Consider the following 20235-nt stretch of genomic DNA (forward strand, 5'->3'; position numbering starts at 1 on the left):
GGGTATGACTTGTCAAAAGTCCCCGCACCCGCAAGGAGGCACCCATGCGCCCACGCCAATCCGTCTGGACCCTGCGCGCGGTCCTTGCCCTGGCCGCGCTGCTGACCCTGGCCCTGCTGGCGCCCACCGCCTGGGCCGAGACCCCGCAGCACCGCCTGGCCCTGGTCATCGGCAACTCGAACTACGAGACCTCGCCCTTGAAGAATCCCGTCAACGACGCCACGGACATGGGCAACATGCTGAAAAGCATGGGTTTTGAGGTCATCCGAGAGCTGAACGCCAACCAGAAGCAGATGGAGAACGCCATCCGCACCTTCCAGGGCAAGCTCGGCAAGGACTCCGTGGGCCTGTTCTTTTACGCGGGCCACGGCATGCAGGTCTCCGGCACCAACTACCTGGTGCCCGTGGGCGCGAAGATCAACCAGGAGTCCGACGTCAAGTACGAGTGCGTGGACGCGGGCCGGGTGCTCGACGCCATGCACACCGCCGGCAACCCGCTGAACATAGTCATCCTGGACGCCTGCCGCGACAACCCCTTCGCCCGCAGCTACCGCTCCAGCACCAAGGGCCTGGCGCGCATGGACGCGCCCACCGGCACGTTCATCGCCTACGCCACGGCCCCCGGAGACACCGCCGCCGACGGCACCGGCAAGAACGGCGTGTTCACCAAGTACATGCTCGAGTACATGCCCACCCCGAACCTGGAGGTGGACAAGGTGCTCAAGAAGGTCCGCGTGTCCGTCATGCGCGAGACGGGAAAGAAGCAGGTGCCCTGGCAGGCGTCCTCGCTCACCGGCGACTTCTTCTTCAAGGGCGGCGGCGCGGCCGAGGGTCCGGCCGACAAGGCCGTGGCCGAGGAATGGGCGCGCATCGAGAAGGAGCGCCAGGAAATCAACGAGATGAAAAGCCAGCTGGAGCGCAGCAAGGCCGCCTCGGCCCAGGCGCCCCAGGCCGCACCCCAGGCTCCGGCGGGCAAGGCTGCCGTAGCGCCCCAGGCCGCGCCGGCGGCCCTGAAGCCCGTCGCCGCCAAGCCTCCCAAGCTCATGTTCCTGCTGCAGGAGGACTGCGTGAACTGCCCGGTGAAGGGCATGAACATGGCCGAGAACGAGCTCATCGCCAAGCTCAGCCAAAAGGGCTACCCGCTCATCGACAAGAGCCAGCTTGAGGCCGCCAACCAGATGGGCCAGGCCCGGCTGGCGCTCTCGGGCAACGTGGACGCGGCCAAGCAACTGGGCGCCATGTTCGGCGCCAAGTACGTGCTGGTGGGCAAGGCCGTCATCCAGGACGGCGGCGAGATCATGCCCGGCACGGGACTCAAGTCCATCCAGACCAACATCCAGCTCAAGATCATCAGCTCCCAGACCGGGCAGATCGTCGGGGCCACGGTGAAGACCGCCAGCGCCGCCCACATCAGCGCGCTCAACGGCGCGCAGAAGGCCCTGGCCCAGGCCGCGCAGGAAACCGTGGACGGCTTCGTGGCGCCCACCCTGGCGGAGGCCGCGGCCAAGGCCGGGGCGGAGGGCGGGGCGGTGCGCGTGTTCGCCACCGGGGTCAAGGACATGGCCGTGTACGGCGCGCTCATCGCGGCCCTGGAAAAGACCCCCCGGGTGACCCAGGTCAACACCGACCGCTTCAACAAGCAGAGCGGCCTGCTGGTGCTCGACCTGCTCTTCGGCGGCAGCGGCGAAGACCTGGCCGTGGCCGTGGACAACCAGTCCCTGGGCGGCAAGCGCAAGATCTTCGTGCAGGACTTCGGCGCCGAGCAGGTGGATATCCGCGTCAAGTAGCCGCACAGCGCCGCCGACAACAAAAGGCCCTGCCGGAGCGCATCCGACAGGGCCTTTCCCATTGTGGTGACGGGAGGTTACTTCAGCGCGCCGAGCACGCCGTCCACCTGGCGCTTGTAGGCCGGGTCGGCGGCCACGGTCTCGGCGAAGAGCTTCTCGGCCCCGGCCTTGTCGCCCTTGTCCAGCGCCTCCAGCGCCCGGGAGTAGAGCATGGCCGCGTCCATGCCGCCGCGCGCGGCGGGCGCCTCGGCAAGGCTGACCTTGAGGGCCGCGGCGATCTTCTCGGCCAGTTGGCGCTCAAGCTTCATGAAGTCGTCCTTGTGGCCCATGATGGACGAGGCCAGGATGCACTCGCTGGTCTCCACCTTGATGATGCGGGCGTCCATGCGCACGTCCTTGCCGAGCACCATGAAGGAGCCGAAGGCGATGGCCTGCGCGCCCAGCAACCGCCCCGCCTGCACCGCCGTGCCGGAGTCGATCATGCCGGTCTGCCCCATGGCGATTTCCTTGAGCAGGGCGGCGATCTGGGCGCGCTCGATGACCTTGAGGCTCGTCCCGGCCAGCTTGAGGTCAGTGATGAGCATGGCCGCGAGGCCCTGGGCCAGCGGGCCGTACGACGCATGGTCGGTGACGGCGTTGTTCTCGAAGGGCAGCACGGCCAGGGTGGTGGGCGCGGCGTCCTGGGCCTGGGCGCGAACGGGCGCGAGGCAGACCAGGGCGGCCAGCAGGGCGAAAGCGGCCAGGGCGGCCAGGGGCCGGGCCGTCAGCGTATGGGAAAGGGTGCGCATCGCGGATCCTCCTCGGGGATGGGCATGTGTCGCGGGTTATTGCTTCTTGCGGGACGAGCGCCGCCTGCCGGAGTCGTAGCCGGGCTCCGTCCGATACGAGGCGAAGTCGATGCTGAAGCTCTCTCCGTCGCCGTAGTCCTTCTGGCAGTAGCCGGTGTTGTATTCGTCGATGTAGGCGGTCAGGGGCTGGTTGCCCACCTTCACGGCGTAGCCGTAGATCTGGCCGCTCGGCAGGATATACAGGCCCAGGGTTTCCTGGCCTTTCTTGAAGACGCGGATGTTGGTCTCGTCGCCGGGAATCTCCGGGAACTTGTCCTCGAACTTCTCTCCGGCGAAGCGGTAGCCCGCGCGGATGAGCTGATCCTCGGAGGGTTTCGGGTTGTAGGCCTTGTCCGCCGCCATTGCCATTGGCGGAAGCAGGGCGCCGAGAGCGACGCCGAGAGCGACGACGATGGCGGCGCCGAGGGCGAGCGCCTGCCAGCGCGCATGCGGGAAAGTTCGGTGGGTGCTGCGGTCATCCGGTGCGGACATCTCGTTCCTCCCAGGCCCGGAGAAGGGGGGATGCGGGCGCCAATTGGTCATATTGTGCCAGAAGTGGGGCTTTCTGGCAACCTCCGGGCCGGTTGCGCCGCATGGTTGCCGCGCCGTCTTGAGGCATGGGCGCGCACCTTGCGCGCGGGCGAAATCTTTGGCAAGAATGGACCAGGACCAGAAGCATCTCAGGCATGAACGCGCCAGGCTCCCCGCCTGCGCCACAACCCTGGAGGTCGCATGAACGCAGGCCCCCGTTTTCCCCGCTGTCTGTCTTTCGGGCTGGCTTTCGCCGGCGCCGCCCTGGCCCTCTCCGTGGCCTTGACCAGCCCGGCCCTGGCCGAGGAGGTCAGGCGCTACAAGCCCGTGGTGGTGCAGGGCGGCGACAACAACCTCTATCCGCCCAAGGTGCTCATCGTGGATACCCGTGACGGCCACCTCTGGCTCTGGCAGGAGCGCGGCAAGAAGGACTCCCAGGACGGCCTGGCCGACACGCAGCTCATTTACCAGGGCAAGGTGGCCCCCGGCCGCGCCGCCGGGGACGTGATCTCCACCATCAAGCGCAAGTAGGCCGGGCCGAACTACTTGTTGCCGCCCACGGTGACGCCGCCGATGGCGCTGTCGGCGCTGGTGTTCTGGCCTCCGGCCTGGGTGGTCACGCGGTCGGCCTTGCCGCTGACGTTGACATCGCCGGTGTGGCTGCCGCGCCGGATGTCAATGGTGTGGACGCTGGTCCGGGCCTCGGTCTTGTCGCCCGTGGCGCTGGTGGAGACCTTGCCCACCTTGCTCGACACCATCAGGTCCGTCTCGCGGATCTGCCCGGCCTGGGCCGCGCCCGTGGGCAGTGCCGTCGCCAGGAGCGCCAGGAGCGTGAGGCTGGCCAGGGCGGTCAGCGGCTTCGGAGCCCGACGAGGGAGGGGACCCGTCAGCGGCGTCTCATGGGGGAGTGTTGTAACGAGGTCGCGGCGGAGCATGCGGCACCTCCTGGCCTGTTGTCGGCCCTCTGGAGTCGGATCGGACTGTTGCGGGCGCGGTTTCGCTGCGCCTCCCGCAAGAAATGGTGATGCCATGTGTATGGAATTAAATAGCACAAGGCCGTGAAGAGAGCAACGCCTTGGCCTTCTGCTGAGTTGTGGCAGAGGGTGCGCGCCTTGACAGGGCTATGGGCTTCGGAGTAATTTCAATGCATCCTGTGGGACCTCTCCCCAGCGGTCCTTGCCTGGGCATGGTGCCCAGGGACGACGGCTGGCAGGGTCTGGCCCGCAAGGGGGACACATGAAACGCGCCTCGCTCATCCCGTTCATTCTGGCCCTGACCCTGGTATTCTGCGGGTCGGCCCTGGCCAAGGACATGGACGACAAGATCGGCAACGATGACGGGTTCGAGTTCGACAACGACCTGAAGAGAAGCACCAACGTCAAGTACACGAAGGTCAAGGCCAAGAGCGACGCCAAGCGCGACAAGGGCGGCTCCATCGAGGCCGGCGACGGCGACACCAACATCAACAGTGTCGTGGCCGGGGGCAACATCTACGGCGATATCGTGATCATTGACGAAGGCAAGGGCAACAAGAACATCATCAAGAAGTAGACGCCCGCGGCAGGCGCCGCGCGGCTCGCAAGCCGCCACACGGCAAGGAGTTGGCACCATGAAAAAACGCCTGATGCTTGTTACCCTGCTCGCCTTGAGCCTGCTTTTGTCCTCGTGCAAGCAGCCCACGGACGTGACCCTGCCCGTGGAGGCGCCCAAGGCCACCGAAACATCCTATTCACAGGCCCTGAAGAAGTTCGGGCGCCTGACGCGCGAATTCCGGGTGAGCACCCTGCGCGTGCAGACCACCCAGGTGCAGGACGACACGGGTTCCTCCGCAGCCACGGGCGCGGAGATCCCGTTTGACATCACCAAGATGATCATGAGCGCCATCAACGGCATCGGCGGCAGCATCCAGTTCATCCCCTACGACCCCATCTACATCAAGAACCAGGCCGCCCTGAACATGACCACGCTGGAAGGCAAGATGAAGCCGGAAATCGTGCTGAACGGCGGCATCACCGAGTTCGACCGGTCCATCGAGTCCGGCAGCTCCGGGTTCGACTTCGGCGGCAGCTTCGGCGCGGGCAAGAACTCCCCCAGCCTTGACGCGGGCAAGCAGGACCGCGATTCCGTGTCGAGCATCACCATCGACCTGAACATCACCGACGTGGAGACCATGGCCATGGTGCCGCGCGTGCAGGCCGTGAACACCATGAAGGTCTTCAAGGCCGCCAGCGACCTCGACCTCGGCTTCTCCATCTTCGGCGCAAGCTTCGGCTACAAGAGCAGCATCAAGAAGATCCAGGGCCGCCACGCCGCAGTGCGCGTGCTGGTGGACCTCTCTGTGCTGGAGACCCTCGGCAAGTACCTGAACCTGCCCTACTGGAAGTGCGTGGACCAGGGCGCCAAGCCCGATCCCGTGGTCATCGAGAACATCCGCGACCAGTACCTCGAGGCCAACCAGCAGGGCCGTGTGCGCATGATCCAGAACCTGCTCTACGTCTACGGCTTCCGGGGCCTGCGCGCCACCGGCAACCTCGACGGCGACACCGTGGCGGCCATCAAGGCCGTGAGCGCGGCGTACGGCTTCCAGGCCCAGACGCTGGACGAGAACTTCTACGAGCAGCTCTTCCTGAACGCCCCTGTGCTGGGCGAAAAGAGCAAGGTCCAGGGCAGCGCCGGCGCAGCCGCGCAGAACATGACCATCGACGGCTCCGTGGTGGGCCGCGCGGCCAGCCAGAGCGCCCAGCCCGGCGTGCCCTTGAGCGTGGACATCAAGACCGACAAGGCCGTGTACAAGCAGGGCGAGAAGATCCGCATCACCCTCCAGGGCAACAAGGACTTCTACGGCAAGATCGTGTACCTCACCGCCGACGGCCAGACCGTGCAGCTGCTGCCAAACGGCATGCGCAGCCTGGACTTCTTCAAGGGCGGCCGCACCTACAATGTGCCCGAGGACTCCGACGGCTTCAGCCTCGACGTGGCTCCGCCCTACGGCGCGGAGCGCATCATGCTCTACGCCAGCGAGTCCCCGCTGCCACCGGTCAAGACCCGCTCGCTGGGCGAGGGCACGGGCGGCATGCTGAGTCTTGAGGGCGGAAAGCAGGCCCTGACCAACCTCTCGCGCGGCATCAAGATTTCCCAGGCCGCGCCTGCAAAACCCGTGGCGACCGAGGCCCGCGAGGCGGCACCCCCCATGAAGCCGCAGCCGGTCCAGGGCGCCAGCACCAGCGTGGTGGAGCGCGCCGTCGCCATCACCACCAAGGCCAAGTAGGGGCACCATGCCGGGGCGTTTCGCCTCTCGAGGAGAAGGCCCCGGCACAGACTGGAGAGTTGTACACGTGCAACGTAACCTGTAGCCTTTCAAGGGGGAGTCTCATGAAAAAGCTCGTATTGTGCGCGTTCATCGTCCTGGCTAGCGCATCCCTGGCCCTGGCCGCCACCAAAACCGGCGACATCAGCGTGGACAGCAAGGCCGGCACCGTGACCAACGTGGGCATGGGGCAGAACGTGAAAGCCACCACCGACGTCCATTCCGTTGACGTGAAGGGCGGCTCCAAGACCGGCGACATCAAGGTCAAGGGCAAGGCCGGTCAGGTCACCAACGTGGGCATGGGCCAGGGCGTGAAGGCCGAGACCAAGGTCGGCAGCGTGAAGGTCGGCGGACAGTAAGCAACAGCGAAAGAACAAGCGAAGAGGCGGGGCGACCCGCCTCTTTTTTTGCGCCGTGGATGCCGGAGGAAGGTCTACTCGTAGCGCAGGGCGTCGATGGGGTTCAGCCGCGCGGCCTTCCGGGCCGGGTAGAACCCGAAGAAGATGCCGATGGCGCTGGAAAAGGCCACGGCCAGCCCGATGGCGTTGGCCGAGATGAGCGTCGGCCAGTCGAACAGGGCAGAGATGAGGAGCGCGCCGCCCACGCCCATGAGGATGCCGATGACGCCGCCGAGCAGGGTCAAGAGCACTGCCTCGGCCAGGAATTGCAGCAGGATGTCCTTCTCCCGGGCGCCTATGGCCATGCGGATGCCGATCTCCCGGGTGCGCTCGGTGACGGAGACGAGCATGATGTTCATGATGCCGATGCCGCCCACGATGAGCGAAATTGAGGCCACCGCGCCGAGCAGCATGCTCATGACCTGGGAGGACTGCTGCGACACGGCCAGGATCTCGGTCAGGTTGCGCACGGTGAAGTCGCGCTCGCGCGTGGGGCCAACGCGGTGGCGCTGGTCGAGGAGCGCTGTGACCTCCTTCTCGGCCTGGGCGAGCAGGCTCTGGTCCTTGGCCTGCAGCAGGATGACCCCCACGGTGCCCGGGATGGGACTGCCGAAGAGCTTGCGCTGGGCCGTGGTGATGGGCACGTAGACCACATCGTCCTGGTCCGAGCCCTGGGGCGAGCGGCCCTTGACCTCCAGCACGCCGATGACCGTGAACGGCATGCCCTTGATGCGCACCTGCTTGCCCGTGGGATCCTCGTCGCCGAAGAGGGTCTCGGCCACGGTGTTGCCCAGGGCGCAGACCTTCTGGGCCGTGTCCGAATCGTTCTGGGTCAGCTCCCGGCCGCGCACGGTCTTCCATTCGCGGATCCAGAGGAAATCCGGCGTCACGCCCTGGATCATGGTGGACCAGTTCATGTTGCCGAAGACCACCTGGGCCGTGCCGCGGACCGTGGGCGCGGCGAGCGCCACCGCCGGACACTCGTTGCGGATGGCCTTGACGTCGTCATAGGTCAGCGTCGGCGCGGAGCCGCCGCCAGCGCTGATGCCGCCGCTGGTGGTGGAACCGGGCAACACCAGGATGAGGTTGGAGCCCATGGTGGCGATCTGGCCGGCGATCTGCCTTGACGCGCCCGTGCCCACGGCCACCATGACGATGACCGCGCCGATGCCGATCATGATGCCGAGCATGGTCAGAAACGAGCGCATCTTGTTCACGCGCAGGGCGCGCAGCGCGATCTTGAGCGGCAGCAGGAGGTCCATCAGGCCACCCCGCCCTGGGCGCCGCCGCGCGTGTCGTCGACGATCAGGCCGTCGCGGAAGGTGATGCGGCGGCCGGCGTAGGCCGCGATGTCCTGCTCGTGGGTGACCATGATGATGGTGATGCCCTGGCTGTTCAGCTTCGTGAAAATGTCCATGATCTCCTCGCTCATGTGCGAGTCCAGGTTGCCGGTGGGCTCGTCGGCCAGGATGAGCGCCGGACGCCCTGCCAGGGCGCGGGCGATGGCCACGCGCTGCTGCTGGCCGCCGGAAAGCTGGTTGGAGAGGTGCCCGGCGCGTCCGCCCAGGCCCACCATCTCCAGCGCCTCCAGGGCCCTGGCGCGGCGTTCGGGCGTTGGCACACGGCCATAGACCAGGGGCAGCTCCACGTTTTCCAGGGCGCTGGTGCGCGAGAGCAGGTTGAAGCCCTGGAACACGAACCCGAGCTTTCTGTTGCGGATGTCCGCCAGCTGGTCCTTGCCCAGGCCGTGCACGGCCTCGCCGTCCAGGTCGTAGCTGCCGGAGGTGGGGCGGTCCAGGCAGCCCAGGATGTGCATGCAGGTGGACTTGCCCGAGCCGCTGGAGCCCATGATGGCCACGAACTCGCCCTGGCTCACGCTTAAGCTCACCCCGCGCAAGGCGTGCACGGTCTCCTCGCCCATCTGATAGGCCCGGGTGACGTCCGTGAGGCGCACGACTTCCTTGCCAGCCGCCCCGCTCATGGCGGACACCCCGTCCACCTAGAGCCTCGGCCCCATGGGCGGGCCGCTCTGGGTGGAGGACTTGGCCGCGCCGTTCTTGCCCTTGGCGCTCACGGCCTCGACGATGACCTCGGCGTCGGCGGGCAGCTCGCCTCCGGCGATCTCGGTCTCCTTGTCGTTGCCGATGCCGAGCTGCACGCTGACCGCAACCGGCTTGCCGTCCTTGAGGATGTAAATCCTCTTGCCTGCCTTGCCCTTGTCGGCGGCCTTTCCGCCGCTCTTGTCGGGCGTCTTCTGGCTGGCGTCGGCGTCGGTGGCCTTGGGCCGGAAGCGCAGGGCGGGGGTGGGGATCTTGAGCGCGTCGGCCTTGCTGGCGGTGATGAAGGTCACGTTGGCGGTCATGCCGGGCTTGAGGCGCAGGTCGGAGTTGTCCACCCCGACGACAACCGTGTATGTGACGACGTTTGACACCGTGGTGGCTGCGTTGCGCACCTGGGTGACCACCCCGGCGAAGTTCGACTCGGGATAGGCGTCAACAGTAAAGGTGGCGTTGCCGCCCTCCTTGACCTTGCCGATGTCCGACTCGTCCACCGTGGCGTAAATCTGCATCTTGGTCAGGTCCTGGGCGATGGTGAACAGGGTGGGCGTGGTGAAGCTGGCGGCCACGGTCTGGCCCACGTCCACCGCGCGGGAGATGACGATGCCGTCCACCGGGGAGCGGATGGTGGCGTAGTCGAGGTTGGTCCTGGCCTGGTCGAAGCTGCCCTTGGCCTGGGCCACGGAGCCCTGGGCCGCGCCGAGGGCGGCTTTGGCAGAGGCCGCGGCGGTGGCGGCGGTGTCGTAGTCGCTCTGGGACACGGAGCCGTCGTGCACGAGGCTCTTGTAGCGGTTCAGCGTGCGGGTGGTGTCGGCCAGGGTGACCTTGGCCTTCTCCAGGTTGGCCTGGGCGGCCAGATAGTTGCCTTTGCTCTGCTCCACCTGCGCGCGGAAGGTTGCCGGGTCGATCTGCGCGATGACCTGGCCCTTCTTCACCTGGGAGTTGAAGTCCACGAACAGTTCCTTGATGGTGCCGGACACCGGCGCGCCCACGTTCACCGTCACCACCGGGGTGATGTTGCCGGAGCTGGTCACGGTGGCCACGATCTCGCCGCGCGTGGCCTTGGCCGTGCGGTAGGTCTCCGCCGCGTTGCCGCCCCGGAAATAATAGAAGGCCCCGCCCGCGAGGGCCAGTGCCAGCGTGGCCGCAAGGGCGAAGCCCAGGGGCTTCTTGTTGATGAGGGTGGGCATTTATCTGTTCTCCTGGGAGACGATTTCCGGGTGTTCAGGCAGCGCGGTCCAGGGGGTGGCCCTGTCCCAGATGGTCTGTGCGGGCGTTCTTGCAGTCAAGGTTCATGGCGCACTACGTAGCGAGAAGCGTGCCAAGGGCGATTGCCCCGGAAATACAGCCTATTTCTCTCGACACGCCAGCCGTTGTGCAAAGCCTTGCGCGCACTTGTGCACATGTCCATGCTGGCCTTTCAGGGGCTGCGCGTGTTAGCCTTGATTGCAGTTCCGGTGCTTCCAGCCGGGGAGCGTCTTCACGACGTGCCAGAGCAAGACGCGCTGGCCTTCCGTTTGGTTACCGGAGGCGACTCAAGGGGAGGCCGCCATGCATCCGCTCTCCGCGCAGGTGTCCGTGATGACCGGCTTGAACGCCGTGGGCTTTCTGGCCCGCTTCTCCTACGCCCTGGCCAGAAACCCGGTGCTGCCGCTGTTCGCCCTGTTCCTGGGCGCGGGGCCGGAGGCCGTGGGCCTGGCCGTGGGCATCTCCACGGTGACGGGCATATTCTTCAAGATGCCCGCCGGGGCGCTGTCCGACGTGGTGGGCCGCAAGCGCACCATGCTGGCCGGGCTGTTCGTGTTCGGCCTGCTGCCCTTCGCCTACCTGTTCATCCAAAGCTACGAGGCCCTGGTGGTGGTGCGCTTCGTCCATGGCCTGGCCACCGCCATCTACGGGCCCGTGGCCATGGCCGTGGTGGCCGAGATGGCGGGCGAGCGCCGGGGCGAGATGCTCGGCTGGTTCTCCTCGGTCATGATCATCGGCACGCTCTTGGGCGCGCCCCTGGGCGGCTACATGCTGCACCACGCGCCAAACGCCGCCGCTCCCGGCCTGTGGGACTTCCGGCTGGTGTTCCTGGTGAGCGGAGCGGCGGGCATGTCCGCGCTGTTGCTGGGCCTGTGGCTGCTGCGAGGACCGGAAGAGCACGCCGAGGCGGGCAGCCCCCTGGCCGACCGCCTGGCCAGGTTCCGCCAGGGCATCCGCGAGGTGGTGGCGGACCGGCGCGTGCTGCTGACCTCGGCCATGGAGGGCGTGCAGAACATGGGCATGGGCGCGCTGGAGGCCTTCCTGCCCGTGTACGCCGTGACCCGCGCGGGCCTGAACGAGCTGGAGGCCGGAATGCTCTGGGCCGTGCAGATTTCCGTGACCATGGTGGGCAAGCCCCTGCTGGGGCGGCTGGGCGACGCCCACGGCCGCAAGGCTCCCATCGCCGCGGGGCTGGCCTGCTGCGCCCTGGGCCTGGGGGCGGTGCCCTGGCTGGCGGGCTTCTGGGCCCTGGCCGTGGCGGCGCTCCTCTTCGGCCTGGGCGAGGCGCTCGTCACCTCGTCCTCGGCCGCCCTGGTGGCCGACCTCTGCCGCAAGCGCCATTACGGCGCGGCAATGGGCACCTTCGGCACCATCTTCGACGTGGGCCACGCTTCCGGGCCCATCCTGGGCGGCGTGCTCGTGGCATGGCTGGATTTCCGGCTGGCCTTCGCGGTGCTCGCCGTGGTATTGCTGGCGGCGATACCGGTATTTCTCGCCGGAGTGAGCCTTGACGACGGCTCAAACGACAACACCGATGACCGTGCGGCTGCCGCATAGGGAGCGACTCCATGAAAAAGACCCTGACCCCCGCCGAATTGCGCCAGGAACTGGCTTCGGACAAACCGCCCCTGGTCATCGACGTGCGCCGGGTGGACGACCACGAGGGCGGGCCGGAGGGCATCCCCGGCGCGGACTGGCGCGCCCCGACACTGCTTGAGGACTGGGCGGGTGGCATCCCCGAGGGCGCCGACGTGGTGGTCTACTGCGTGCGCGGCGGCGGCGTGAGCCAGGGCGTGCAGACGGTGCTGGCGAAGCGCGGGGTGGCTGCGCGCTACCTGGAAGGCGGGCTGGCGGCCTGGGCCGCCGACGAGGCGCTTGAGCGCGACCCGGACCTGGAACTGCTGCGCACCCAGGGCGTGGGCGACAAGGGTCTGCGGCACGCCCTGCAGGTGGCCCGGGTGGCCCTGTGGCTGGCGGCGGGCCTCGACGGGGCCAAGGCCGGGCCGGTGGACGCGGAGGTCCTCAGGCGCGGGGCGCTGCTTCATGATCTGGGAAAGGTGCGCGACACGGGCAACCTGCACGGAGTCGTGGGCGCGGAGCTGGGGCGCGGGCTGGGCCTGCCGGAGGCGGTGCTCGGCTGCATCGAGAAGCACGTGCGCCACGGGGTGCCGCTGGACCAGGCCGAGGCCCTGGGCCTGCCCCGGCGCGATTTTTCCTTCACGCGCCTGGAGGAACGCCTGGTGTCCTATGCGGACAAGATAGCCGACATCCTGGCCGCCGGACTGGCCGAAGGGCCTGCGGACGCGCACGCGCGCCTGCCGGAGATCCTGGCCGCGCACCCGGCCCTGGCCAAGGACGACGCCACCAAGGCCCGCTACCTGGAGAGCCGGGGCCTGCTGGAGGGCCATGCGTGAGCGTGGGAGACCGGCCCGTGCTCTGCCTCTGCCGGGGCCTGACCCGGGAGGGGGTGCTGCTGTCCCTGGAGGCCGGGGCGCGCAGCCTGGGCGAGGTGCGCGGGTTCTGCGAGGCCAACGGGCACGTGGTCGCGCCCGCCCCGGACGCCATGCATGACTGTTGCACGGACGTGCTGGCCGGGTTGCTGCGCCAGGCCCAGCAAACACCCAGCATCGAATCATGAGGAGAGCCATGAGCCCCGCCCCCACCTTCCGCGAGTTCTTCCGCTACTGGCTGCGCCTGGGGTTCATCAACTTCGGCGGGCCGGCGGGCCAGATCGCCATGATGCACAAGGACATCGTGGACGAGCGGCGATGGGTGCCGGAGAAGCTCTTCCAGCGCGCGCTGGGCTTCTGCATGATCCTGCCCGGGCCGGAGGCGCACCAGCTGGCCGTGTACCTGGGCTGGCGGCTCTTCGGCTATGGCGGCGGCTGCGTGGCCGGGCTGTTCTTCCTGCTGCCGTCCGTGGCGCTCATGCTCTTCCTGTCCTGGCTGGCGGCGGCCCATGGCGGCGTGCCGCTGGTCCAGGGCGTGTTCCGGGGCATCGCCGGGGCGGTGGTGGCCATCGTGGCCCAGGCCGTGTGGCGCATCGCCAAGAAATCCCTCAAGCACCCCGTGCTGTATGCTTTCGCCGCCGCCAGCTTCCTCATGGGCTACGCGCTCAGGCTCAAGTTCCCCGGCATCGTGGTGGCGGCGGGGCTGCTGGGGCTGTGGCTGGGCCAGGTGCGGCCGGACATCTTTTGCCCGAAGGGCGCGTGCGAGCCCGAGGACGAGCTGCCGCCGCCCGCGGCGCGGCCACTAAAGCATCTGGCGCGGGTGGGCGGGGTGTGCGCCGGGCTGTGGCTGGCGGTGGCCCTGCCGACCTACCTGCTCTCCGGGCCGGACTCGCTGCTGCCGAAGATCCTGAGCTTTTACTCCCGCGCCAGCTTCGTGACCTTTGGCGGGGCCTACGCGGTGTTGTCCTACGTGTCGGACATGGCCATGCGGCTGGGCTGGGTGGGGCAGGAGCAGCTGGTGCTGGGCCTGGGCCTGGCCGAGACCACGCCAGGACCGCTCATCATGGTCACGCAGTACGTGGGCTTCCTCACGGCCTGGAACCACCCCGGCGGGCTTGACCCGCTCACGGCGGGCATCCTGGGCGGGCTCTTGACCACCTTCGGCATGTTCCTGCCGAGCTTCCTGCTGGTGTTCGCGGGCGCGCCGTTCATCGAAGCCCTCACCGCCAACGCCCGGCTGCGGGCGGCTCTCACGGGCATCACGGCGGCGGTGGTGGGCGTGGTGCTGAAGCTCGGCGTGGTTTTCGCCACGGCCACCTTCTGGCCGAAGTTCCTGGGCGGCGGGGTTGACCTGTTCGCCGTGGCGGTGGCCGCGGCCTGCGGCGTGGCCCTGTGGCGCTGGAACACCGGGGTGCATTACCTGGTGCTGGCCTGCGGGGCGCTGGGCGCGGCCATGACCCTGGCGGGTGGGTAGGCTGGGCTTATCTGGCAAATTGCCTTTCGCCAGGGGTTGGAGTAGGAAGCGGCCAGTTGCGGCCCCACCCTCTGACCCCCGGGGCCGCGCCGCCATGAACCGGAGACCGCCATGCGCCTCACGCCCCGAATCATCGCCCAATGCTTCTGCATCATCGTCCTGTCCGGCGTTTTCGCCTTTGGCGTCAACGCGCTGCGGCCCGATGGCCTGCCCCTGGCCCAGGCCGCGGCCAAGCCGGCGCCCAGCGCCGTGAAGCTCTCGCCCGTGACCGGCGAGATCGCGCTGAAGGACGCGGCCATGCTGTTCCTGTCCGACCGCGCAGTGTTCCTCGACGCCCGCTCGGCCTACGAGTACCAGCTGGGCCACATCAAGGGCGCGCTCAGCCTGCCCGTGCGCAGCTTCGCCTCGGACTTCCAGGACATCAAGCCCCGGCTGGCGGGCAAGGACGCGGTCATCGCCTACTGCGACGGCGCGGACTGCCCCCTAAGCCACGCCCTGGCCAAGCACCTGGTCGAGGCCGGGGTCAAGAACGTCTACGTGCTGGTGAACGGCTGGACCCTGTGGCAGGCCGAGAAGCTGCCGGTGGCCCAGGGAACGGAGGCCCAGGGCGCGCCAGCCAAGGTTTCGGCGGCGGTCCCGGCGGCCAAGCCCGTTTCGGCCAAGGCCAAGGACCCGGCCAAGGCCAAGGATTCGGACAAGGGCAAGGCCAAGCTGTGCACCGACTGCACCAACTGATGCCCCTGCCGTCGCGCGCGGCGGACTTCACGCTGCGCTTCGCCCTGGCGCTGGTGCTGTTCTACGCCAGCGCGGACAAGCTGCTGCACCCGCAGAATTTCGCGGCCATCGTGGCGGGCTACCACATCCTGCCGGACGCGCTCATCGCGCCGGTGGCCGTGTGGCTGCCGTGGTTCGAGCTGCTGCTCGGCCTGTGCCTGGTGTCCGGGGTCTGGTGCGAGGGCGCGGCATCGCTCACCGCCGCGCTGTTCGCCGTGTTCTGGGTGCTGCTCATCGTCAGCTGGGCGCGCGGCATCGACGTGAACTGCGGCTGCTTCTCCACCAGGCCTGTGGACCCCGACGCCGAGCCCACGCCCGTGCTCTTCTACGTCGGCCGCGACGCGGCGCTGCTCGGCCTGGCGCTGCTCACGGCCTGGGCGCGGCTCAAGGTGGCGCGGGAAGGCGCGGAGTAGGCGAGGCGTCGAGCCCTATTTGATGAACGTCCCGTCCTGATACTCGCGGAAGGCCGCCTGGATCTCCGCCTCGGTGTTCATGACGATGGGGCCGCGCCAGGCGATAGGTTCGCCCAGGGGCCGCCCTGTGAGCAGCAGGAAGCGCACGCCCTGTCCGTTCGGCCCGCCGCCCCCCAGCACGCAAAGCTCGTCCCCATCCTCAAACAGCACCAGGGTGCGGTCCGCCACGGGCGTTCCGTTCACCGAGCCCTGCCCCCCGATGACGTAGATGAAGGCCGTGTACCCGCGCCGCGTGGGGTGCGTGAACTCCACGCCCGCAGGCACCGAGCAGTCCAGGTACTCCGGGTCGATGACGATCTCCTCCATGGGGCCGCGCAGGCCGCCCACCTCGCCGGCGATGACCTTCACGCGGGTTCCGCCGGGCAGCGTCGCCTCGGGGATTTCCGCCGCGGTGATGCCCCGGTAGCGCGGGGCCATCATCTTCTGCCGCGCCGGGAGGTTGGCCCAGAGCTGGAAGCCGTGCATGGAGCCGTGGGCGTCGCCCTTGGGCATCTCCTGGTGGATGATGCCGCTTCCGGCGGTCATCCATTGCACGTCGCCGGAGGAGATGACGCCCGTGTTGCCCATGCTGTCGCCGTGCTCCACGTCGCCCTTGAGCACGTAGGTGATGGTCTCGATGCCGCGATGCGGATGCCAGGGAAAGCCTTTGAGGAAGTCCGCCGGGTCGTCGGCGCGGAAGTCGTCGAGCATGAGGAAGGGGTCGAAGGTCGGCGCCTCGTAGTAGCCGAAGATGCGGCGCAGGCGCACGCCCGCTCCCTCGGTGACGCTCTCGCCCCTGTAGATGTCCTTGATGGCCCTGCGCATGGCTGTGCCTCCGGTTTGCGGATTGCTGATGGGGGCAGGATAGGCCAAGCGGCGGGGATGTCAATCGGGGAGGCGAAATAGACAAGCCCCGCCACCATCCATGCGGACAGCGGCGGGGCCTTGCAGTCTCAATAATACGCGCGCTACTCGATGATCCGCTGCTCCACCGCCGCGCCGCGCCGCAGGTCCCAGACGTCGTGGCGTTTCATCCAGACAACGATGAGGAACAGCGCCACGTAGCCCGCGCTGAAGATCTGGTGGATGCCGTCGGTGTCGCCGCCCCAGGGCAGGTCGAGGTTCATGCCTTCCAGCAGGGACGGCCCGGCCAGCTGGCCCGCGAACATGAAGAACAAAAGCGCCGCGGCCCCAGGCCCAAGCGACAGCGCGGCCAAGAGCGCCACGGCCAGGAGCGACTGCGCCGCCGTCAGGAAGAGCTCGTGCAGCTGGTACGGCCCCAGCGGCAGCGGGTGCTCGAAACCGCCGCTGGCCAGTCCGTACACCCCGGGGATCATGCCGACGAGCAGGGTCCACTGGTTGAGCTTGCTGGAGAGCAGGCTGCCCATGGCCACCGCCGCCTGGCCGCGCAGCACGAACATGATGGCCACGATGAACTCCGGGGCCTCGCTGGCAATGGGCGCCAGCCACTGCACCAGCAGAAACTCGTTGATGCCGAAGACCTTGCCCGAGGCCACCAGGTTCTCGCTGAACAGCTCGGCGCTGGCCAGGATGACCCCGGCGGCGAACACGAACAGGCCGATGGTGGCCCAGCGGCGGCGAATCTTGGGCAGCGCGCCGATGAGCTCGGCCGGGCCTTCCAGTTCGCAGTCCTCGCAGGGGCGCTGGGCCGCCAGCCGGATGTACCAGGCATAGATGGCGAAGAACACCAGTCCGTCGTACCAGGCGAGGCTGCCCTTGATGGGGATAAGGAAGGCGTACGCCGTGGCGATGCCCAGAAACAGCACCTCGGTGCGCTGGTCCTGGTGCAGAAACACGCGTCGACGCGACTTGAACCAATGGATGGCGGCGATGCTCGTCCAGGCCACGCCGATCAGGAGCCGGTTGGCCCCGGTCATGTTGGCGATGGCGTAGTGCGCGTAGTCCGAGCCGGGGTTCTTGCCCGCCTGCCAGGTGAAGTACATGTCCACCGCGTATTCCGGCAGCACCGCGATGAGCGCCACGACCGCGAGGGCCAGGGTCTGCGGGATGTCCATCTGGGCCACGTCGCAGGCCCACAGGAGCAGGAACGACGCGCCCAGGATGGCCATGCCGGACAGCAGGGCGGCGGGCGGCGGCGCAAGATGCACGCCGGAAAGCTTGAGCCACAGGCCAGGCAGGGTGATCAGCGCGGCGAGGATGAGGGGCAGGGCCTTCTTGTTCATGGGGGGGGGTGGGCTCCGGGTTAGCCGTCGGCCAGCAGGCGCTCGGCCACGGCGACGTCGTACAGGCTGGTGGGGTCGCTTTCCTTGCCGCTGGCCTTGAACATGGCCGCGGCCTGCTCAATGACCTCGTAAGGCAGCCAGTTGTGCTTGTCCCACACGCTCTGGTCGCTCTGGTGCCACATGCGGAACTCGATGCGCCCGCCGAAGCGCCGCACGTACATGCGCGCCTCCGGGTGCTGGGGGTTGGGATAGTAGTACAGGCCGAGCTGGTCCTTCATGTCTAGAACTCCAGGTTGGTTGGCAGGGGCGTGGCGACGGGCGCGCTCAAGGGGTCGGCCTGCACGCGCAGGCCGGTGCGGGCGTCCGGGCGCAGGGAGAGCCCTGCGGCGGCGAAAAGGGCGCCCGCGTCGCGGCCGAGGAAAAACTCATGGTACTCCGGCTCGATGTTCGCACGTTCGGTGAGCCCGGCGCGGAAGGCGCGGTCGGTGAGCGCCATGCGCGTCAGCTCGTCCTGGGCGTCCAGGGCGTCCTGGCCGCCCGCGCGCAGGGCCGCGGCCAGGGGCGCGATGCGCGCCGGGGGCACCAGGGCGTCGTGCTCGGCCATGACGGCCAGCAGGCCGTGGCCCTTCGGCAGCAGGTCCGCGCGGGTCAGGCGGTCGACCTCGTACATGGCGGCGATGGCCTCCGTGTCCTGGCAGGACAGTACGCGGCACTCGACCGGGCGGCGGTCGTACAGGGCGCACTCGTTGCCGGGCTGGGTCAAAAGGGCGCAGGCCCAGCCGGTGCCGCCGCTGACCCTGTCGGCGTTGGCCCCGCCCCCGCGCAGCTTCAGCACCTCGGTCTGCAGGGGCAGCAGGCGTCCCTTGGGCTGGTCGAAGCAGAGCTCGCCCGCGCGCAGGGTCACGATCATGGACAGGGCCAGCGCGCCCGGGCCTTCAAAGAGGGCGAGGTCCTGGGTGTGCAGGGCCGGGCCGCTCTTGCGGCAGCAAGTTCCGCAGCGGCGGCAGACAGGTTTTGTGGAGTCGGGTGCGATTTTCAAAATATTTATTGCCTGAGGGAAGATTTTTTTGCTACGTAATGAACTCTCATCGGGAACAGCTGCTTACCCTGGCGCGGGCCGGAAAGCAACCCGCCGGGACCACCGGAGACGGTCGTTCCGGCGGAGTGTAATGCTTGCCGGAGTGTGTGTTTTACCGGATTTATGTTGACAAAGACGGTGGATTTTCCGTAACTGATGGGCAATCATGCGCTGGACTTGGACGGGGCGGGGTTCATCCCGCCAATTCGTTCTGTAGGCGTCTCGCAAGATGGAGGAAAGGCATCCGACAGAGTCCGCGCGCCAGCGGACAAGGGCCGGATGGTTTTTGGAGTGTGGCAACATCTTAAATCAAACAACGGAGGTTAAGGGAATGGCGAAACACAAAACCCCCTTGTTGGACCAGCTGGAGAGCGGCCCGTGGCCCAGCTTTGTGTCCGACATCAAGCAGGAAGTAGAGCACAGATACGCGAATCCGAAGGGCATCGACTACCAGATTCCCGCGGAGTGCCCGGACGACCTGCTGGGTATCCTTGAGCTGTCCTATGTCGAAGGTGAGACCCACTGGAAGCATGGCGGCATCGTGGGCGTGTTCGGTTACGGCGGCGGCGTCATTGGTCGTTACTGCGACCAGCCCGAGAAGTACCCGGGCGTTGCCCACTTCCACACCGTGCGTCTGAACCAGCCCTCCGGCATGTTCTACAAGACCGACTTCCTGCGCCAGCTCTGCGACATCTGGGAACTGCGCGGCTCCGGTCTGACCAACATGCACGGCGCCACCGGCGACATCGTGCTTCTGGGCACCAGCACTCCCCAGCTGGAAGAAATCTTCTGGGAAGTCACCCACAACATGAACAACGACCTGGGCGGCTCGGGCTCCAACCTGCGCACCCCGGCCTGCTGCCTCGGTGAGAGCCGCTGCGAGTACGCTTGCTACGACTCTCAGGAGCTGTGCTACAACCTGACCAACGAGTATCAGGACGAACTGCACCGCCCCGCCTTCCCCTACAAGTTCAAGTTCAAGTTCGACGGCTGCTCCCTGTGCTGCGTGGCCTCCATCGCCCGCTCCGACATGAGCTTCATCGGCACCTGGCGCGACGAGATCCGCGTTGACCAGAAAGTCGTTGCCGCTTACGTGGGCGGCGAGCTGGCCCCCAACGCCGGCGCCTACGCCGGTCGCGACTGGGGCAAGTTCGACATCCAGAAGGAAGTCGTGGACCTGTGCCCCTCCGGCTGCATCCGCTACGAGGGTGGCAAGCTCGAGATCAACAACAAAGAATGCGTCCGCTGCATGCACTGCATCTGCGTCATGCCCCGCGCGCTCAAGATCGGCAACGACCGCGGCCTGTCCATCCTGGTCGGCGCCAAGGCCCCGATCCTCGACGGCCCGCAGATGGGCTCGCTCACCATCCCCTTCATCAAGGCCGAGGGCGACTTCTCCGAGATCAAGGAATTCGTGGAAGCGACCTGGGATTGGTGGATGGAAGAGGGCAAGAACCGCGAGCGCATTGGTGAGACCCTGAAGCGCCTCGGCTTCTCTCGCCTGCTCGAAGTTACCGGCACCAAGGCTGATCCGCGCCACGTGAAGGAACCCCGCCACAACCCCTACATCTTCTGGAAGGAAGAGGAAGTGGAAGGCGGCTGGCAGCGTGAGATCTCCGATTACCGCTCCAGACACCAGAAATAAGTA

Annotated in this window: 22 protein-coding genes; 12 read left to right on the forward strand and 10 right to left on the reverse strand. The window is 67.6% G+C overall.

All coding sequences use genetic code 11. The features are described from left to right. Window positions 1–44: 44 nt before the first annotated feature. A complete protein-coding gene (locus RDU24_RS05755) occupies window positions 45–1787 on the forward strand; it encodes a caspase family protein (protein ID WP_308734789.1) in 1743 nt (580 codons plus the stop codon). A gap of 77 nt (window positions 1788–1864) precedes the next feature. On the opposite strand, the gene RDU24_RS05760 is transcribed toward RDU24_RS05755, so the two are convergent. Both RDU24_RS05760 and RDU24_RS05765 read right to left on the reverse strand, forming a co-directional pair. After that, window positions 1865–2575: a CsgG/HfaB family protein gene (locus tag RDU24_RS05760; protein ID WP_308734790.1), complete on the reverse strand. Its 711-nt coding sequence runs from the start codon at window positions 2573–2575 to the stop codon at window positions 1865–1867. Window positions 2576–2611: 36 nt separating this feature from the next. Further along, a complete protein-coding gene (locus RDU24_RS05765) occupies window positions 2612–3106 on the reverse strand; it encodes a hypothetical protein (RefSeq protein ID WP_308734791.1) in 495 nt (164 codons plus the stop codon). 240 nt (window positions 3107–3346) lie between these two features. Here RDU24_RS05765 and RDU24_RS05770 point away from each other — a divergent pair, with 240 nt between their 5' ends. Next, window positions 3347–3676: a hypothetical protein gene (locus RDU24_RS05770; RefSeq protein ID WP_308734792.1), complete on the forward strand. Its 330-nt coding sequence runs from the start codon at window positions 3347–3349 to the stop codon at window positions 3674–3676. An 11-nt stretch (window positions 3677–3687) separates the two neighbouring features. Here the strand turns inward: RDU24_RS05770 and RDU24_RS05775 are convergent, their stop codons facing one another. Continuing rightward, complete coding sequence (locus RDU24_RS05775; protein ID WP_308734793.1) at window positions 3688–4080, reverse strand: hypothetical protein; 393 nt, start codon at window positions 4078–4080, stop codon at window positions 3688–3690. A gap of 301 nt (window positions 4081–4381) precedes the next feature. On the opposite strand from RDU24_RS05775, the gene RDU24_RS05780 reads away from it, so the two are divergent. The 3 genes from RDU24_RS05780 to RDU24_RS05790 all read left to right on the forward strand — a co-directional run bounded on the left by RDU24_RS05780 (window position 4382) and on the right by RDU24_RS05790 (window position 6811). After that, window positions 4382–4696 (forward strand): hypothetical protein, encoded by a 315-nt coding sequence (locus tag RDU24_RS05780; protein WP_308734794.1) that lies wholly within the window; start codon window positions 4382–4384, stop codon window positions 4694–4696. A gap of 58 nt (window positions 4697–4754) precedes the next feature. Continuing rightward, window positions 4755–6413, forward strand: a complete 1659-nt coding sequence (locus tag RDU24_RS05785; protein WP_308734795.1) for a DUF4384 domain-containing protein — start codon at window positions 4755–4757, stop codon at window positions 6411–6413. A gap of 104 nt (window positions 6414–6517) precedes the next feature. Continuing rightward, window positions 6518–6811: a hypothetical protein gene (locus RDU24_RS05790; protein ID WP_308734796.1), complete on the forward strand. Its 294-nt coding sequence runs from the start codon at window positions 6518–6520 to the stop codon at window positions 6809–6811. Window positions 6812–6885: 74 nt separating this feature from the next. Here RDU24_RS05790 and RDU24_RS05795 read toward each other — a convergent pair whose 3' ends face one another. The 3 genes from RDU24_RS05795 to RDU24_RS05805 are packed head-to-tail and all read right to left on the reverse strand — an operon-like array spanning window position 6886 to window position 10097. Next, window positions 6886–8112, reverse strand: coding sequence for an ABC transporter permease (locus tag RDU24_RS05795; RefSeq protein WP_308734797.1), 1227 nt, complete (start codon window positions 8110–8112; stop codon window positions 6886–6888). Beyond that, window positions 8112–8849 carry an ABC transporter ATP-binding protein gene (locus tag RDU24_RS05800; protein ID WP_308734798.1) on the reverse strand — a complete coding sequence of 246 codons (738 nt, stop codon included), beginning with the start codon at window positions 8847–8849 and terminating at the stop codon, window positions 8112–8114. The genes RDU24_RS05795 and RDU24_RS05800 overlap by 1 nt, the downstream gene beginning before the upstream one ends. After that, a complete protein-coding gene (locus tag RDU24_RS05805) occupies window positions 8850–10097 on the reverse strand; it encodes an efflux RND transporter periplasmic adaptor subunit (protein ID WP_308734799.1) in 1248 nt (415 codons plus the stop codon). 361 nt (window positions 10098–10458) lie between these two features. On the opposite strand from RDU24_RS05805, the gene RDU24_RS05810 reads away from it, so the two are divergent. The 6 genes from RDU24_RS05810 to RDU24_RS05835 all read left to right on the forward strand — a co-directional run bounded on the left by RDU24_RS05810 (window position 10459) and on the right by RDU24_RS05835 (window position 15266). After that, window positions 10459–11712: an MFS transporter gene (locus tag RDU24_RS05810; RefSeq protein ID WP_308734800.1), complete on the forward strand. Its 1254-nt coding sequence runs from the start codon at window positions 10459–10461 to the stop codon at window positions 11710–11712. Window positions 11713–11723: 11 nt separating this feature from the next. Continuing rightward, window positions 11724–12569: an HDIG domain-containing metalloprotein gene (locus RDU24_RS05815; protein WP_308734801.1), complete on the forward strand. Its 846-nt coding sequence runs from the start codon at window positions 11724–11726 to the stop codon at window positions 12567–12569. Then, complete coding sequence (locus tag RDU24_RS05820) at window positions 12566–12793, forward strand: hypothetical protein (protein ID WP_308734802.1); 228 nt, start codon at window positions 12566–12568, stop codon at window positions 12791–12793. Before RDU24_RS05815 ends, RDU24_RS05820 begins: the two co-directional genes overlap by 4 nt. A gap of 8 nt (window positions 12794–12801) precedes the next feature. Further along, on the forward strand, window positions 12802–14079 hold the full coding sequence (chrA, locus tag RDU24_RS05825; protein ID WP_308734803.1) for a chromate efflux transporter: 1278 nt from the start codon (window positions 12802–12804) through the stop codon (window positions 14077–14079). Window positions 14080–14190: 111 nt separating this feature from the next. After that, window positions 14191–14814, forward strand: coding sequence for a rhodanese-like domain-containing protein (locus RDU24_RS05830; protein ID WP_308734804.1), 624 nt, complete (start codon window positions 14191–14193; stop codon window positions 14812–14814). Continuing rightward, window positions 14814–15266, forward strand: coding sequence for a MauE/DoxX family redox-associated membrane protein (locus tag RDU24_RS05835; RefSeq protein WP_308734805.1), 453 nt, complete (start codon window positions 14814–14816; stop codon window positions 15264–15266). The genes RDU24_RS05830 and RDU24_RS05835 overlap by 1 nt, the downstream gene beginning before the upstream one ends. A 15-nt stretch (window positions 15267–15281) precedes the next feature. On the opposite strand, the gene RDU24_RS05840 is transcribed toward RDU24_RS05835, so the two are convergent. From RDU24_RS05840 to RDU24_RS05855, 4 genes are all read right to left on the reverse strand, one after another. Continuing rightward, window positions 15282–16130: a pirin family protein gene (locus RDU24_RS05840; protein WP_308734806.1), complete on the reverse strand. Its 849-nt coding sequence runs from the start codon at window positions 16128–16130 to the stop codon at window positions 15282–15284. A 143-nt stretch (window positions 16131–16273) separates the two neighbouring features. Next, on the reverse strand, window positions 16274–17509 hold the full coding sequence (locus RDU24_RS05845; protein WP_308734807.1) for a sodium:calcium antiporter: 1236 nt from the start codon (window positions 17507–17509) through the stop codon (window positions 16274–16276). A 20-nt stretch (window positions 17510–17529) separates the two neighbouring features. After that, complete coding sequence (locus RDU24_RS05850; RefSeq protein ID WP_308734808.1) at window positions 17530–17787, reverse strand: hypothetical protein; 258 nt, start codon at window positions 17785–17787, stop codon at window positions 17530–17532. Between the two features lie 2 nt (window positions 17788–17789). Next, window positions 17790–18548 (reverse strand): YkgJ family cysteine cluster protein, encoded by a 759-nt coding sequence (locus tag RDU24_RS05855; protein ID WP_308734809.1) that lies wholly within the window; start codon window positions 18546–18548, stop codon window positions 17790–17792. A 370-nt stretch (window positions 18549–18918) separates the two neighbouring features. Between RDU24_RS05855 and dsrA the strand changes: the two genes are divergently transcribed. Continuing rightward, window positions 18919–20232, forward strand: a complete 1314-nt coding sequence (gene dsrA / locus RDU24_RS05860; protein ID WP_308734810.1) for a dissimilatory-type sulfite reductase subunit alpha — start codon at window positions 18919–18921, stop codon at window positions 20230–20232. Window positions 20233–20235 lie beyond the last annotated feature (3 nt).

The organism is Humidesulfovibrio sp. (assembly GCF_031082295.1).
In the GTDB taxonomy this organism is placed as follows: domain Bacteria; phylum Desulfobacterota; class Desulfovibrionia; order Desulfovibrionales; family Desulfovibrionaceae; genus Humidesulfovibrio.